This window comes from Kribbella endophytica (assembly GCF_054781295.1).
The window spans coordinates 423027-436292 of sequence record NZ_BAAGUR010000004.1 but is presented as its reverse complement, the minus strand read 5'-3'; the positions used below and the strand labels follow the sequence as shown (position 1 = coordinate 436292).

16 protein-coding genes are annotated in these 13266 nt (G+C 69.3%); 5 read left to right on the top strand and 11 right to left on the bottom strand.

The features are described from left to right. Window positions 1-12: 12 nt before the first annotated feature. Window positions 13-879 carry a sigma-70 family RNA polymerase sigma factor gene (locus ACYVIO_RS33875; protein WP_460655026.1) on the bottom strand — a complete coding sequence of 289 codons (867 nt, stop codon included), beginning with the start codon at window positions 877-879 and terminating at the stop codon, window positions 13-15. A gap of 122 nt (window positions 880-1001) precedes the next feature. On the opposite strand from ACYVIO_RS33875, the gene ACYVIO_RS33870 reads away from it, so the two are divergent. Continuing rightward, window positions 1002-1367, top strand: a complete 366-nt coding sequence (locus tag ACYVIO_RS33870) for a DoxX family protein (protein WP_460655025.1) — start codon at window positions 1002-1004, stop codon at window positions 1365-1367. Between the two features lie 3 nt (window positions 1368-1370). Here ACYVIO_RS33870 and ACYVIO_RS33865 read toward each other — a convergent pair whose 3' ends face one another. Beyond that, window positions 1371-2279: an NADP-dependent oxidoreductase gene (locus tag ACYVIO_RS33865; protein ID WP_460655024.1), complete on the bottom strand. Its 909-nt coding sequence runs from the start codon at window positions 2277-2279 to the stop codon at window positions 1371-1373. 146 nt (window positions 2280-2425) lie between these two features. Between ACYVIO_RS33865 and ACYVIO_RS33860 the strand changes: the two genes are divergently transcribed. Then, on the top strand, window positions 2426-3079 hold the full coding sequence (locus tag ACYVIO_RS33860; RefSeq protein WP_460655023.1) for an HD domain-containing protein: 654 nt from the start codon (window positions 2426-2428) through the stop codon (window positions 3077-3079). Window positions 3080-3113: 34 nt separating this feature from the next. Next, the gene (locus ACYVIO_RS33855) at window positions 3114-3299 is read left to right on the top strand and encodes a hypothetical protein (RefSeq protein ID WP_460655022.1); all 186 of its coding nucleotides are present in this window, start codon (window positions 3114-3116) and stop codon (window positions 3297-3299) included. Here ACYVIO_RS33855 and ACYVIO_RS33850 read toward each other — a convergent pair. Then, a complete protein-coding gene (locus tag ACYVIO_RS33850) occupies window positions 3296-4180 on the bottom strand; it encodes a LysR family transcriptional regulator (RefSeq protein ID WP_460655021.1) in 885 nt (294 codons plus the stop codon). The genes ACYVIO_RS33855 and ACYVIO_RS33850 overlap by 4 nt on opposite strands. A 154-nt stretch (window positions 4181-4334) precedes the next feature. Between ACYVIO_RS33850 and ACYVIO_RS33845 the strand changes: the two genes are divergently transcribed. Beyond that, window positions 4335-4823, top strand: coding sequence for a hypothetical protein (locus tag ACYVIO_RS33845; RefSeq protein WP_460655020.1), 489 nt, complete (start codon window positions 4335-4337; stop codon window positions 4821-4823). Between the two features lie 5 nt (window positions 4824-4828). On the opposite strand, the gene ACYVIO_RS33840 is transcribed toward ACYVIO_RS33845, so the two are convergent. The 3 genes from ACYVIO_RS33840 to ACYVIO_RS33830 form a co-directional block, all read right to left on the bottom strand. Next, window positions 4829-5911 (bottom strand): zeta toxin family protein, encoded by a 1083-nt coding sequence (locus tag ACYVIO_RS33840; protein WP_460655019.1) that lies wholly within the window; start codon window positions 5909-5911, stop codon window positions 4829-4831. Window positions 5912-5954: 43 nt separating this feature from the next. Continuing rightward, window positions 5955-7670, bottom strand: coding sequence for a cation:proton antiporter (locus ACYVIO_RS33835; RefSeq protein ID WP_460655018.1), 1716 nt, complete (start codon window positions 7668-7670; stop codon window positions 5955-5957). Window positions 7671-7745: 75 nt separating this feature from the next. Further along, window positions 7746-8585: an SDR family NAD(P)-dependent oxidoreductase gene (locus ACYVIO_RS33830; protein ID WP_460655017.1), complete on the bottom strand. Its 840-nt coding sequence runs from the start codon at window positions 8583-8585 to the stop codon at window positions 7746-7748. 52 nt (window positions 8586-8637) lie between these two features. Between ACYVIO_RS33830 and ACYVIO_RS33825 the strand changes: the two genes are divergently transcribed. Beyond that, a complete protein-coding gene (locus tag ACYVIO_RS33825; protein ID WP_460655016.1) occupies window positions 8638-9213 on the top strand; it encodes a TetR/AcrR family transcriptional regulator in 576 nt (191 codons plus the stop codon). A gap of 49 nt (window positions 9214-9262) precedes the next feature. Here ACYVIO_RS33825 and ACYVIO_RS33820 read toward each other — a convergent pair whose 3' ends face one another. The 5 genes from ACYVIO_RS33820 to ACYVIO_RS33800 form a co-directional block, all read right to left on the bottom strand. Continuing rightward, entirely contained in the window at window positions 9263-9892 is a 630-nt protein-coding gene (locus tag ACYVIO_RS33820; RefSeq protein ID WP_460655015.1) for a ferritin-like domain-containing protein, read from the bottom strand. Window positions 9893-9904: 12 nt separating this feature from the next. After that, window positions 9905-10564 (bottom strand): ferritin-like domain-containing protein, encoded by a 660-nt coding sequence (locus ACYVIO_RS33815; protein ID WP_460655014.1) that lies wholly within the window; start codon window positions 10562-10564, stop codon window positions 9905-9907. 82 nt (window positions 10565-10646) lie between these two features. Next, window positions 10647-11285: a class E sortase gene (locus tag ACYVIO_RS33810; protein ID WP_460655013.1), complete on the bottom strand. Its 639-nt coding sequence runs from the start codon at window positions 11283-11285 to the stop codon at window positions 10647-10649. A gap of 125 nt (window positions 11286-11410) precedes the next feature. After that, window positions 11411-12574, bottom strand: coding sequence for a PrsW family intramembrane metalloprotease (locus ACYVIO_RS33805; RefSeq protein WP_460655012.1), 1164 nt, complete (start codon window positions 12572-12574; stop codon window positions 11411-11413). Next, window positions 12571-13194, bottom strand: a complete 624-nt coding sequence (locus ACYVIO_RS33800; RefSeq protein ID WP_460655011.1) for a hypothetical protein — start codon at window positions 13192-13194, stop codon at window positions 12571-12573. Before ACYVIO_RS33800 ends, ACYVIO_RS33805 begins: the two co-directional genes overlap by 4 nt. Between the last annotated feature and the right edge of the window lie 72 nt (window positions 13195-13266).

Sequence of the window (13266 nt, the reverse complement as noted above, 5' to 3'; positions counted from 1 at the left end):
CTTCCATTGCGGTCAGAGGTTGGTGGTGGGCCTCGACTCCACCTGGTCGGTCGGGTTGAGGGGAGCGATCGTGATCCGGGTGATGGTCGCGCCCTCGAAGTCGAAGGTGATGACCGCCAGGGGGTGCCCGCCCGGGGCGATGACCGCGGCGGGAGTGCCGTTGACGAGCATCGGGATGCTGGCGTGAATGCGGTCGATGAAGTACCGGGTCTCTTCGGCGACGTTGCGACTCCCGACGACTTCGACGGCTCCGCCCTCGGGTAGCAGAGTTCGGTCGGCGAGCCGGACGACGTCGGGGGCCATCAGCGTGATCAGCGTGTCGATGCGGCCGCCGCGAGCGGCGGCGAGGAACGCGTCGACGAGGGGCCAGTGGCCCGAGGTCTGCGCGACCTCTTCGGCGGATGCCGGATCCACCCCTTCGAGGCGTCGCCGTGCACGGCTGGCCGACTTCTTCGCATTCGCCGGGGTGGTGTCCAGTACGACGGCGACCTCGCCGAACGGGACGCGGAAGAGGTCGTGCAGGACGTAGGCCACCCGCTGAGTCGGCGTGAGTTGGTTAAGCAGTACGAGGAGTGCGCGAGAGACGTCTTCGCGCCGTAGGAACTCCTCATCGGCGGCGAGCACATGACCAGGGATCGCGTCCACGAGGAGGGGCAACTCCCCACGTCGTTCGCGTGACCGCAGCTGGTCGAGGCACAGGCGTGCGGTCACGGTCGTGAACCATCCGGCCGGGTTGTCGATCTGAGCCCGGTCCGTGGCATGCGCCCGCAGCCAAGCGGACTGCACGGCGTCCTCGGCGTCCTCGATCGAACCAAGGATCCGGTGGGCCAGGGAGAGCAGCCGAGGGCGTGCGGCCTCGAACTCGTCGATCAGTTCCACGGGGGCGGTCACCTTTCGGTCGTGCCGAGCGTCATGACGGGCGACCAACCTGACAACGACAGACCCAGCACGGAGGAGTCCCTCATGAGCGTACAGATCGTCCAGTTCCGTGAGTGCACCGCGTGAGCGACGGTGGCTCGACGGTTCTGCTGACCGTGACGGTCGCGTGCGTCGTCGCCAACGCCTTCATCGTTGCCGCGGACCTGGCCCGAGCCAAGTTCGTGCTCGCGAACTCGGCCGAGGTCGGGTTGCGGCCCGAGGCCGTACCCCCTCTCGCCGTCCTGAAGGGAGCCGGCGCAGTCGGCCTGGTGGCCGGGCTCGCGGGCATCAGACCCCTCGGGCTCGCCGCAGCGGTGGGGTTGGTCCTGTTCTACCTGCTCGCGGTCGGAGCACACGTTCGGGCGTCGGTCTTCCACAACATCGCGTTCCCGCTGTTCTTCCTGACGTTGGCTCTGAGCGCGGTGGCCTACTTCGCCGTGGTTGCCTAGCGACTACGCGGTGACCTTGATGATGGTCCGGCCGCGCGCGGGCTGGAATGCGGTGACGGCTTCGGTCAACGGCACCGTGGTCGTGACGAGCGGGGTGAGCCGGGCGTCGCGGAGGCGGGTGGCGAGCTTGGTCAACTGGTCGCGGTTGGGTTCGACGACGAAGAAGACGGCTCGGGCGTTCGCGGGCTGAGCGGTCGGAGGTTCGGCGATGGTGACCAAGGTGCCGCCGGGCCGGAGCAAAGCGGCGGAGCGGTCGAGGATCTCGCCGCCGATGACGTCGAACACGACGTCGACCGGGCCGGCCTTCTCGAGGTCCGAGCCGGCCAGGTCGACGAAGCTGTGGGCGCCGAGCTCGGTGGCGCGGGCCTGGTCAGCGGCACGGCCGGTGCCGATGATGTGCGCGCCGATTTCGTGGGCCAGTTGGGCGGCGACGGAGCCGACCGCGCCGGCGATCCCGTGGATGAGGACGGTCTGGCCCGGCTGCAGGTTGGCGTGGTCGAACAACGCCTGCCACGCGGTCAGGCCGGAGACCGGGAAGGCGGCCGCGGTGACGTGGTCGACGCTCGCGGGGAGGGGCGCCAGGTTGCGGGCCTCCACCGCGACGTACTCGGCGAGCGTGCCGTTGCGGAGCCAGTCGGTCAGCCCGAAGACCCGCTGGCCGACGGTCAGGCCGGTGGTGCCGTAGCCGAGGTCGACGACGACGCCCGACACCTCGTGGCCGGGGACGCTGGGAGTGCGGTCGTTGCCGGCGCGGTCGGTCCACGTGCCCGGCCACTCGAGTTCGCCGCGGGTGAAGCCGGCGGCGTGGACCTGCACGATGACGTCGTTCTCGGCGGCGTGGGGGTAGGGAAGCTCGGTGAGGGACAGCCCGTCGACGCCGGCCTCGCGGTCCTGGACAGTGATGGCATGCATGTTCTCGACTGTAGGCACTCGCCGTACGCCGTCGCTGGGCCATTTCGGGATGGTGTTGGTGGGCCGCTTGGCCGGCTCGAGTGGCCCACGGCAGTGCCACGAGAATGGACCAACGCCGCGGGCCTTCGGCGGCGTACCGTCAAAGTATGATCATTTTCAACGACCTGGTGATCCCGGCGACCTCCGCTTCGACAGCGGCGCTCGAAGTGGCCACGGCGTACCACTCGCCGACGCTGCTGAGCCACTCGCGACGCGTCTACGTTTGGGCCGCGGCCTTGGCCGGCCAGGAGGGCATCCAGTACGACGACGAGCTGCTGTTCGTGGCGGCCATGTTCCACGACATCGGCCTGATGCCCGAGTTCGACAGCCACACGGTTTCCTTCGAGGAGGCCGCCGGTCATGTCGCCCGCGTCTTCGCCGCCGGAGCCGGCTGGTCGCGTGATCGTCAGGACCGCCTCGCCGAGGTCATCGTGCGGCACATGTGGCCCGACGTCGACGTGAACGACGACCCCGAAGGGCACCTGATCTCGCGTGCCGCGGCGCTGGACATCGTCGGCCGGAACGTCGACGAGCTCAGCCCCGAGTTCCGCGCCGAGGTCCTGCGCGAACACCCGCGGCTCGGCCTCGCGGAAGAGTTCCTCGCCTGCTTCCAGGCCCAGGCCGATCGCAAGTCCAGCAGCTCGGCCGCCCGAGCGATCGAGTCGGGCCTGAGCACGCGGATCGTCGGCAATCCGCTCGACGACGAACTGTTGGAGAACTCGTCGCACGAGGCCTTGTCCGCTTCGGTTCCGCGGCAATAGCATCCGGCGTCGCTACAGCTGAGGGGACAAGGCCATGTGGGGTAGTAAGCGCGCACCGCAGGATCCCGCCCAGGGTGGATCGCAGTCCGGCCGGAAGGCCAAGAAGGCGCCGGGGAGCGGCGGAGGGATCAAGGGTGACAAGGTGGTCGATCCCCGCGGCAAGGTGATCAAGGACCTGGCCGGCCGCCGGCTCCGGGAAGGCAACGAGCACGGCGTCTAGCCGGCTGCGTCCTGCAACAGGTCCCGCAGTTTCAGTGCCGCCGGTAGCGGGGCAGCGGGCAGTGCTACGTGAACGGTCCGGCGCAGAGCGGGATCGGTGAGGCGGCGTACGACGAGTTCGTCGGGCACCGCCCGGGCAGCCAGCGAAGGAACCAGCGCCACTCCCAGTCCAGCGGCTACGTAGCCGAACTTCCCGGCCCACTCGGCGATCCGGATGATCTTGCGAGGAGTGAAACCCGCCCGTGCGCAGGCGTCGGCGAGCAGGGTGGGACGGTCGCCGTACGCGCTGTGCAGCCAGGCTTCGTCGCGCAGTTCACCAAGGTCGACCGTCCCGGCTCCGGCCAGGCGATGCTCACGGGGGAGAGCCACGAGCAGTTCGTCCTCGCACAACACCGTCGTCGTGACGCCGTCGGCCGACGGCAGACCGGACGGGTAGTCGCTGACGACGGCGAGGTCGAGCGCGCCGTCCGCGAGGCGCTCCATCAGCTGCTCGGTCGTGCCCTCGACCGCGACGATCTCGACCTCCGGCCGGTCGTCCTGAAGGGCCCGCAGGGCGGTGGGTACGAGCGAGATGTTGGCCGTGGCGAACGCGCCCAAGTGCAGCAGACCGCCCTGTCCCGCCTGGAGCACAGCCAGTTCCCGTTCCGCGCGCGCCAGCCGGTCGAGTACTTCCGTGGCGTGCCGGTGCAAGGTCCGGCCGGCGGGATTGAGTCGTACGCCGCGGGGGAGCCGTTCGAACAGCGGCCCGCCCGCCTGCCGTTCCAGCGCAGCGATTCGCCGGGACACCGCGGACTGCGTGTAGTTCAGCCGGACCGCCGCTCGGGTGAACGATCCAGTCTCGGCCACGGTCATCAGCAGTCGCAGTGTGTCGATCTCGAACACGGTCCTCCCGCCTCCTCGTCTGGAGCTCACCATCCTGCCCCAAGACATTCCGCCACGACATGGGTTCCATGCAATTCAGTCGCTGGCCGCATGCCGCGTCTCGCCGTACCGTCGATCACGCAGCGAGCGCGGGCTTGCTCGAGGGAGGCGAATCGTGCGGCAGGACATCGACCGGCTCGGCCAACGGCTTGGGAGCTACCCGATCGCGGGAGTGGCGGGTGCGGTTCTGCAGGTGTTCAGGCGCTTCGTCGTGGGAGGGTGCGCCGCCCTCGTCGTCTGCCTGATCGCGATCAGGCCCTCGTCGACGGTGCTCAAGATCGTGGTGACGATCGCCGTGGCCGTCGGCCTGCTCGGGCTACGGGCGGTATGGCAGCGGGTGTCCGCCAGATTCGGGCTCCGCCGGTGCTACCTCCACGCCGATGGGCTGGTCGTCACCGACCTGTTCGGCGGGGTGATGCACACCGTGGCGTGGAGCGAGACGACCGGGCTGAAACGGCTCAGCGCGCAGACGGTCTTCATGGCCTTTCAGCGGGTCGAGATCGTACGACGTGACGCACCGCCGCTGGCCTTCCTCGCCCCAGGGCTGCAGCCCGCCCTGGTGGAGGCTCTCCTGGTCCAAGCGGCCGAGCACGGTATTAGCTGATTGGCTCACCCGACATCGGCGATTGCCTTGTGGTAGGTGACCGCGTCGGGGTGAAGGACTGGTTCCGCCAGGGTGATGGCTGCCCTGGCGCCCTCGTTGGCTTCCTGGCGTACCCAGGCAACGGGCGCCGACAGGGCGCGGCGCTCGTACGCTGTCACCGCGTCGAGGAAGCGGCGGGACTCCGGGATCGACCATCGGCGGTTGTGCTCGGCGGTGATCGCCTCGGCCGCGGCGGGTTGGCGTTGCCAGCGGCCGTCGGCGGCGCGTTGGTTGCCGTACAGGAGTTCGCCGTTCGGGCGTACGACGCCCAACAGGTCGGCGTACTGCTCGAGGTCGATCGGGTCGCCGGCGACCGGATCGGCGAGGCGGCCGCAGCCGTAGGTCTCCAGAGCCCGGACGTGCCGATCGAGTACGCCGAGGAGCAGGGCCCCTTGGGGAGCGGCGACGATCGCCACCTCGACGCGGTACCCGGCGGTCTTGAAGTCGTGGGCCGACAGCCCTTCGGACCACTCCAGGACGACATCGAAACGCTGGGCGCGGGCGTACTCGATGGCGTCGTCGGTCCACTGGCGGCAGTCGGGCGGCGGCTCGGGCTCCTCGTCGCTGATCGGGTGCCAGAAGTCGGGATGGTAGGGCTCGTAGCGATCCGTGCTGATCACCACCGGCCGGCGCTGGCCGAGGAGTTCACGGACGAGTGCGGTGACCGTCGCATCGCCGGGCTGGCCGGCGACGATCACGACGACCGGGTGGCGTTGCGGCGTACCGGCGAGCTCGTTCGGGACGATTCGCTCCTGGAAGATGTGGTCGCTGTCGAACGCCTGCTCCGCCTGCTCGGGAGGCAGCGGCTCGGCCAGCAGGTCCTCGCCCTCGGAGTGGATCGCGGCGATCTCTTCCACGGCGTACGGCGTGAGCTCGCGTCGGCGGACGGCCCAGGTCGCTTGCAGCCGGTGCCAACTGCCGCGCGCCCGCGCATCGGCCGCGGCGCAGAAGCCGATCACCTGCGCGGCGCCTTCCAGCGCGTTCTCGTACCGGACGACTTCCTCGATCGACCAGTTCGCCGGTTGCAACCCGGTCAGCACGCTCACCACGGTCGGGAACGATAGCGACCGCCTCGACAGAACGCCAGCGGGTTCAGCTTGCCTTGAAGCGTTGCTCCAACGAGTCGAGCAGGGACTCGACCTGGCGGTAGGCCTCGGAACTGTAGGCGCCGATGCTGCGCTCACTGCCCAGGGCGTCGCGCATCGCGTCCAGGTAGCGGCGCTGCACGATCATCATCTGCTCGTGAGTATCCGGCTTGGCCTCGCGCAGTTCGCGGGTCCCGGCGACGAGTCGCGGCACGATGCGTTCCTTCATCGTGCTGACCAGGTCCGGGTCGAGCGGTTCGCCGTCGACGGTCTGTTCCTCCAGCGGGCCGAGGGTGTCGATCGCGGACTCGCCGACCCGGCGGAGCAGCGCTTGGACGGAGTCGCGCTTGTCCTCCGCGCTCTCGGAGCGGAAGTTCATCTGCGCGATCACCATCGGCAGGGTCAGCCCGAACAGCACCAGCGTGATCAGCGCGACCAGGAAGGCGGCGAGCACGACGGTGTCGACGTGCGGCGTACCGGCCGGGATGGTCTGGACCGCGGCGACCGTGACGACGCCGCGCATGCCGGCCCAGCCGATGACGGCGTACCCGCGGCCGGTGATCGGTTCGCGCTCCTCGAACTCGACGTCGGCCTGGCCGCGGGCGAGCCGGCGGCGCGCCCAGGCGATCCGGTTCTCCTCCCGCTGGTCCGCGGGCGTCATCGCGTCCAGGTGCTCCTCGAACTGGCCGAGCTTGGCGCGCGTCTGCTCGTTGCGGCTGGGCCGTCCGAATCGCTCGCGCAGTGCGGGCCCGGCCAGTCCGACGAACCTGAGGGCGACCAGGAGGGCCACGACCAGGAGTACGAGTCCGGTGATCTCGCCGGTGGTGGTCTCGGTCCGAGCGGCGTCGACGAGCTCCGGGAGTTGGTAGCCCATGGCAAGGAAGACGGCGCTCTCGAGGAGGAAGCTGATCGTCGTCCAGGTCGTTGCCTGGGTCTGCCGATCGCGGGCGCTGAAGCGTTTGCTGCCGACGGCACCGGTCAGCAGGCCGGCCATGACGACCGCCAGTACGCCGGACGCGGACGCCTCCTCGGCCGGGAAGTAGGCGAGGAACGGGACCGCGAAGGAGATCGTGGTGTTGAGCACCGGATCGTCGAGGCGCTGGCGCAGCAGCGCGGTCGCCCAGCCGACGACCCCACCGATCAGCACGGCGCCGATGACCGCCCAGCCGAACTCGAGGGCCGTCTCGCCGAAGTTGAAGCCCGAGGTCGCCGCGATGGCTGCGACCGCCGTACGGAGAACGACGAGGGCGGAGGCGTCATTGACGAGGCTCTCGCCTTCGAGGACCGTCATCAATCGTGGTGGCAGGCCGACGCGGTGCCCGATCGCGGTTGCGGCGACGGCGTCGGTCGGGGCTACTACGGCGCCGAGTGCTGCGGCCAGGGCGAAGGAGATGCCCGGGAAGACCGCGTGCACGACGGCGCCGATGGCGAGCGCGGAAACGATGACCATGACAACGGACTGCCAGGCGATCAGCGCGAAGTTCCGGCGTACGTCGAGAACCGGCAGCTGGACGGCCGATGCGTAGAGCAACGGTGGGAGGACGCCCGCCAGGATGAGCTCCGGCTCGACGTGGATGGTCGGGGTGCTGGGCAGGTAGCTGGCGGCGATCCCGAGTCCGACCAGCAGGAGCGGTGCCGCGACACCTGTGCGCCGCGCGAACACGGACGCCGCGATCATGATCGCGAGCCCGGCGCCGGCCACAAGCAGGAACTGATGATCCACGCGACGGCAGTCTAGGACGGCACCGGCCGCCACACGGGGTATCGCGCGATCGTGGTGTGGCGGCCGGTACGGCGGTCAGCTGGGCCAGGTGAATGCTGGGTCGCGTGCGTAGTCGTCGCGGCGCCACTCCAGCGCCATCTTCACCATGTCGTGAGCGCCGGTCCCGACGATTTTCCGCAGTGGCGGTTCCGGATCGTCGAGCAGCTCGAGCAGAGCCTGGGCCGCGACCGCGGGGGACTCCTCGGCCGACGGCTCCGCCTCGCTGAGCATCGCCGCCGTCGGGTAGCCCGGCATGCCGAGAATGCCTTCGCGCGTTCCGTCGTACGCCGGGTTCGCGGTGGTGAAGCTCATGCTCGAACCGAACCAGTCGGTGGCGAACCCGCCCAGCTGCAGGAGATGTACGCCGATGCCGAACGGCGCGACCTCCGCGGCGAGGGCGGAGCTGAGTCCTTCGAGCGCCCACTTCGACGCGTTGTAGGCGCCGAACAGCGGCAGGTGGCCGACCGCGCCGACGGTCGAGACCTGCACGATCGTGCCGGAGCCGCGGGCGCGCAAGTGTGGCAGGACCGCCTGGGTGACCCAGACCGCGCCGTACAGGTTGACGTCGAACTGGGCGCGGAGCTCGTCCTCGGTCAGTTCCTCGACGGCGCCGACCAGGCCGTAGCCGGCGTTGTTCACCACGACGTCCGGCGTACCGATCGTCGCCACCACGTCGGCGACGGCGGTCTGCACCTCGGCGTGCGACGTCACGTCGAGGTGGCGGGGGACCAGGCGGTCGCCGTACTGCTTGACCAGGTCGTCGAGGACGCCGTCCTGGCGGATCGTCGCGACGACCCGGTCGCCGTGCTCCAGCGCGGCCTCGGTGAACGCGCGACCGAGACCCCGGCCGGCTCCGGTGATCATCCACAGCCTCATCGGTGGTTCCTCTCGCTTGAATTCCAACGAGACGGACCGTATCGTCTCGTCTATGAAAAGTCCAGACGAGCGGCGCCGCAGCGACCGGGCCCGGACCGCGATCCTGACCGCGGCCGCCGAGTCCGTCGCCGAGCTCGGGTACGCGAAGACGTCGATCGAGGGCATCGCCACCCGGGCCGGCGTCGGCAAGCAGACGATCTACCGCTGGTGGCCCTCCAAGGGCGCGGTCGTCCTCGACGCCCTGGCCGTCGAGCAGGCCGACGTCGAATGGCCCGACACCGGCGACCTGACCGCGGACCTTCGCCTCGTCCTGCGAGCGACGGTCGCCGAGTTCGCCGACGAGAGCACGTCGGCGACGTTGCGCGCCCTGATGATCGACATGCAACAGGACCCGGCTCTCAGCGACCAGGTCCACCGCCGGATGCTCGGCCCTCAACTGGCGGCCACCAAGCGCCGCCTCGAATCAGCCCAGCAGTCCGGGCAAGTTGCCGAAGGCATCGACCTCGACGTGGCGGTCGAGCTGATCTTCGGCCCGATCTACCACCGCTGGATCCTCCGCACCCACCCCTTCGACGAGCCGTACGCCGACGCGCTGACCGACCTCGCCGTCCAGGCCCTCAGGCCGTGAGAAAGCCGGTCCCGGCGCCACCTCACCCGGCGCCGGAACCGCCCCCAGGTCAGTAGGTGATGGCGGCAACGACCTTGGCGGGGTCGACCAGGAACGGGGCGACCGCGGTCAGGACGTTGGACTTCGAGGCGCCCTTCTCGAAGGAGCCGTTGTAGACGCCGCCCTCGGCCTTCAGGCCGAGCAGGTTGCCGACGACCGCGGCGTGGCGGGCTTCGACGCCGAAGATGCCGGCGGCGGCCTGGAGGATCATCTTGTCCTTCACGAACCCGGCCGCACCGAGGTACGCGCCGACGCCCTTGTTCTCGAAGATGTGCGCGGTGGTGAGGTAGCTCTTGCGCGACTTGAAGGCACCGCCGAAGTCGACGGCGGGAGCACCGATCGGCGTACCGCCGAGCTTCTGGATGGTCGCGGTGAGCGTCGCGACGTGCGAGGCCTCGTCGGCGCCGATCTGCATCAGGTACTGCTTCTCCTTGCCGGAGACAAGGTTCGCCTCGTTGCCCTGACGGTAGAACTCGGCCTCCAGGTACTCCAGCGCGAGCGCGTAGTTCAGCACCTCGAGGTCGTTCTTGAAGTCCTTGGCACTGGCCAGGTTGAAGCCGTTGTTGAGGGCCCCGATCGCGACCCCGGCCGGGACCGCGGAGGCGTTGCCGTGGATCAGGTCTGCGGTGGTGTCAGTCATCTGCTGCTCCTCTCACTTTGCGATGAACGGCATGGCGGCCTTGAGGACCGGGCCCATCGCCAGGTTGGCCTCGATCGGTGCCGGGAACGGGTTCCCGCCGCTGATCTGGGCGATGATCGCGGCGTGCCGCGACTCGACACCGGCGATGGAGGCGGCCGCCGCGAGCAGGTCCGGGTTCTTCACCAGCGTGACCTGACCGTGGTACGCCTTCACGCCGAGCTCCTCGAAGATGCCGGCGGTCTTCAGGAACGACGCCCGGCTGGCGAACGTGCCGTCGGGGAACTTGACCTTCGGCTGCGCGACCGGCCTGCCGCCGAGATCGGTGATCGTCGTCCGCACGGTCGCGACGTGGTCGGCCTCGTGCTGCTGGATCGGGTCGATCAGGTCCTGCTCTCGGCCCTTCAGCAGATTGGCCTTCAGCCCGGCGGTGTAGAACGCGGACTCCAGGTACTCCAGTGTCAGCGCGTAGTTCAGGATGTCGAGATCGGACTTGTCGACCTCGGCACCGAACCCACGGTCGGCCTTGCCGAACGCCACCGGGTCACCCGGGCGGGTGGCGACGTACGTGACGCCGACGCCGATCAGGGCCGCGTTGCGCAGGAAGCTGCGGCGGTTGTGCTCGTCAGCGAACTCGAGGACCGGACGGCCCCCGAAGAGTTGCTTGATACCCATGGTTTCTCCTCGAGCTGTGATCGACCGCGGACGTCTCCCGTCCACGGGTCGTGCCTTCGGACTGCGGGGGACTATCGCCTCCTCAGGCGGCGCGGGCCTGTACGACGATGCGCTGGTAGTGGGCGGTGATCGGGTTGCAGGCGAACAGGGTGAGCACCTTGTCGCTCGCGGTGGCCGGCTTGCGCAGGATGAAGGCCACGTACGTCTCCTGCGGCACGATGGTGGTCTTGACGACCTTGTACGTCGTGCTCTTCGCCCCGACGGTGACCTTGATCGGGTCACCCGGGCGCAGCCGGTCCAGGTACAGGAAGGGTTTGCCGTTCGTACTGCGGTGGCCGCTGATCACACTGTTGCCTGCGGCACCGGGTAGCGGCGTACCGGGCCAGTGCCCGACACCCTTCACCAGGGCAGGCTCGTCGACGCCGTTGTTCAGCACCTGGTCGACGTTCAGCTTGGGGATCTGCAGGCGGCCGAGCCGCAGCTGCTCACCGGGCCTGGCCTTGATCGCTTCGATCGGTACGCCGGCCGCCGGGTTGTCCCCGGCCGCGAACTGGGACTCGACCGGTTGGCCCGCGCGGAGCTGGTCGAGCATCCGGTTGACCAGGGCCTCGTCGTCCTCAGCGGGTGCTGAGGACGGGGGCGAACCGGTGGTTGTCGTCGTCGTACCGGGTGCTGCTTTCGGGGCGTCGTCGTGGCCGAAGACGATCACACCGATGGTCACAGCGAGTACAAGAATTGTGCTCGCGGCAACCCAGCGCCACAGGTTGCCAGCTGTCAGGTGTCGCACCAGCGACCACCTCCTCAGCAAGGCCTTCGGAGACCTCGCTGAGGTGGATAGGTGCTACGTCAATTGTTTTCGCGTAGGCGGAGCAGTTCGTTGCGCGCGTGGGTGACGGCGGCGGAGTCGTTGCCGCCCGCGGAGGCCAGTTCGCGGGACAGGTCGGCGGCGGCTTCCTGCAGGTGCCGGGCGGTCTTGCGGCTGTGCACGTGCTTTCGGTACGCCTTGCGGTCCTTACGCAGTCCGCTGACGGCGTCGAGCAGCGGCGGGTCGATCGCGCCGGTGCCGAGTTCGGGTGTGAGCAGGGCTCGCGTCCAGACACGTTCCGTCCGAGCGGCGTGCCGGAGTACGTAGAAGAGCGTGATCAGTTCGACGATCGCGATGGCGAACGGCAGGACGGCGGCCAGGAACCCGACGCCGTTGCTGAGACCGGCGACGTCGTCCCACGCGAAGTGGAAGACCATTGCGGTGAGCATCGTCAGGACGCCGCGGAGCACGTTACGTTCGCCGCGGGCGCGGCCGAGGACCCACATCAGGCCGGCACAGAAGATCGCGCTGAACAACGCGTGCGAGACGATCCCGGCGGCGCCGCGGATCAGGAACACCTGCAGCGACGTCCCGAACTGGTCGACGCCGTACTGCTGGGCGGCGCCGTTGTACACGTACAGCACGTCCTCGAACACCTGGAAGCCCAGTCCGATGAACGCGCCGATGATGAACCCGTCGTACGCGCTGCGCACGAGTCGCGGCGCGAGGCCGATCAGCAGGACGAGGCCGAGCGCCTTGCCCCACTCCTCGTTGATCGGGGCGGTGAGGCCGGCGGCCCAGTTCGCGGCGAACTCCGGTCCACCGACCTTGGTCCAGATCTCCAGCAGCGCGCCGTTCGCCGGAAGGGCGATCCAGAACGTCGCGGCGATCCCGCCCCAGACGAACCCGGTCGCGAGGAGCCCGGCGGGCTGTGAGGTGAAGCGGTTGTGGTGGCGGAGCAGCAGCAGCCACGGGATCAGGTAGAGGCCGAACAGCAGTACGCCGCCGGCCAGCGCGCGCGAGTAGAAGGAGCCGCCGGAACCGAAGTACTTGAGCATCGTCAGCGCGCCGCCGCCGATGCCCAGGAGGTAGACCCAGAACGCCAGGTTGTGCGGCTGCAGGAAGCGGAACGGTTGCCCCCAGCCCGATTCCTCGATCGCCGCGAGCTGCTCGGTCCGTGCGTCGGAGACCGTCGTGTCGCTCATCGGGCCGCTCCCGGCGTGATGCTGCGCAGCAGAGCCGCGACCTCGTCCTGGTAGTGCTCGAACTGGCCGGCCGCCGTACGGATCCGCACGAGCAGAGCCGGCGCCGCCGCGACCGCTTCGGCGCTGCCGGTCGCCATCTTGAACGCGGCATCCACCTCGTCGTCGCCGCTGGCTGTCGTCCTGGTCTCGACGACTCCGACGAGTCCCGCCCCGGTGGTCAGTGTCCCGCGATCGCCGCTCATCCCCGGCCGGTCGCCGTCGGCGCGCTCGACCTGGTCGAGGAACGCGTCCGCACTTCCGTCGTACGACGAACCGTTCAGCTGGATCGTCGCGCCGCCGCTGGCCAGAGTGACCTGCAGGCTCGTCGCGCTCCCGCCGGTCAGCGTCCCGCTCTCGAGCTGCCAGCCGACCGGCGGCACGGCCGTGGCGCCGTTGCCCAGTTCGAGCACCTGCCCGGCCTTGATCTCGTTGTGCCACGGGATCGCCGAGTTGAGCGCGGGGAGCCCGTAGATCAGCACCAGCGCGATCACCAGCACGATCAGTGCTGGCTTGAACGTCCGGCGATCCAGCCCGAACCACCGGTGCTCGACCGGCACCCACCCCTGCGTACTCACAGCCATGCCGACCACTGTAGGTGCGCAAGATCTCGGCGAGCCATCGAAAGTTGTTCAGCTGCCGTCCGCCGGTCGCAT

Excerpts from the sequence above, each read along its gene's own strand:
- ACYVIO_RS33865 (WP_460655024.1), bottom strand. The coding sequence starts at position 2,279 with ATGCATGCCATCACTGTCCAGGACCGCGAGGCCGGCGTCGACGGGCTG.
- ACYVIO_RS33860 (WP_460655023.1), top strand. The coding sequence starts at position 2,426 with ATGATCATTTTCAACGACCTGGTGATCCCGGCGACCTCCGCTTCGACA.
- ACYVIO_RS33855 (WP_460655022.1), top strand. The coding sequence starts at position 3,114 with ATGTGGGGTAGTAAGCGCGCACCGCAGGATCCCGCCCAGGGTGGATCG.
- ACYVIO_RS33830 (WP_460655017.1), bottom strand. The coding sequence starts at position 8,585 with ATGAGGCTGTGGATGATCACCGGAGCCGGCCGGGGTCTCGGTCGCGCG.
- ACYVIO_RS33825 (WP_460655016.1), top strand. The coding sequence starts at position 8,638 with ATGAAAAGTCCAGACGAGCGGCGCCGCAGCGACCGGGCCCGGACCGCG.
- ACYVIO_RS33820 (WP_460655015.1), bottom strand. The coding sequence starts at position 9,892 with ATGACTGACACCACCGCAGACCTGATCCACGGCAACGCCTCCGCGGTC.
- ACYVIO_RS33815 (WP_460655014.1), bottom strand. The coding sequence starts at position 10,564 with ATGGGTATCAAGCAACTCTTCGGGGGCCGTCCGGTCCTCGAGTTCGCT.
- ACYVIO_RS33805 (WP_460655012.1), bottom strand. The coding sequence starts at position 12,574 with ATGAGCGACACGACGGTCTCCGACGCACGGACCGAGCAGCTCGCGGCG.
- ACYVIO_RS33800 (WP_460655011.1), bottom strand. The coding sequence starts at position 13,194 with ATGGCTGTGAGTACGCAGGGGTGGGTGCCGGTCGAGCACCGGTGGTTC.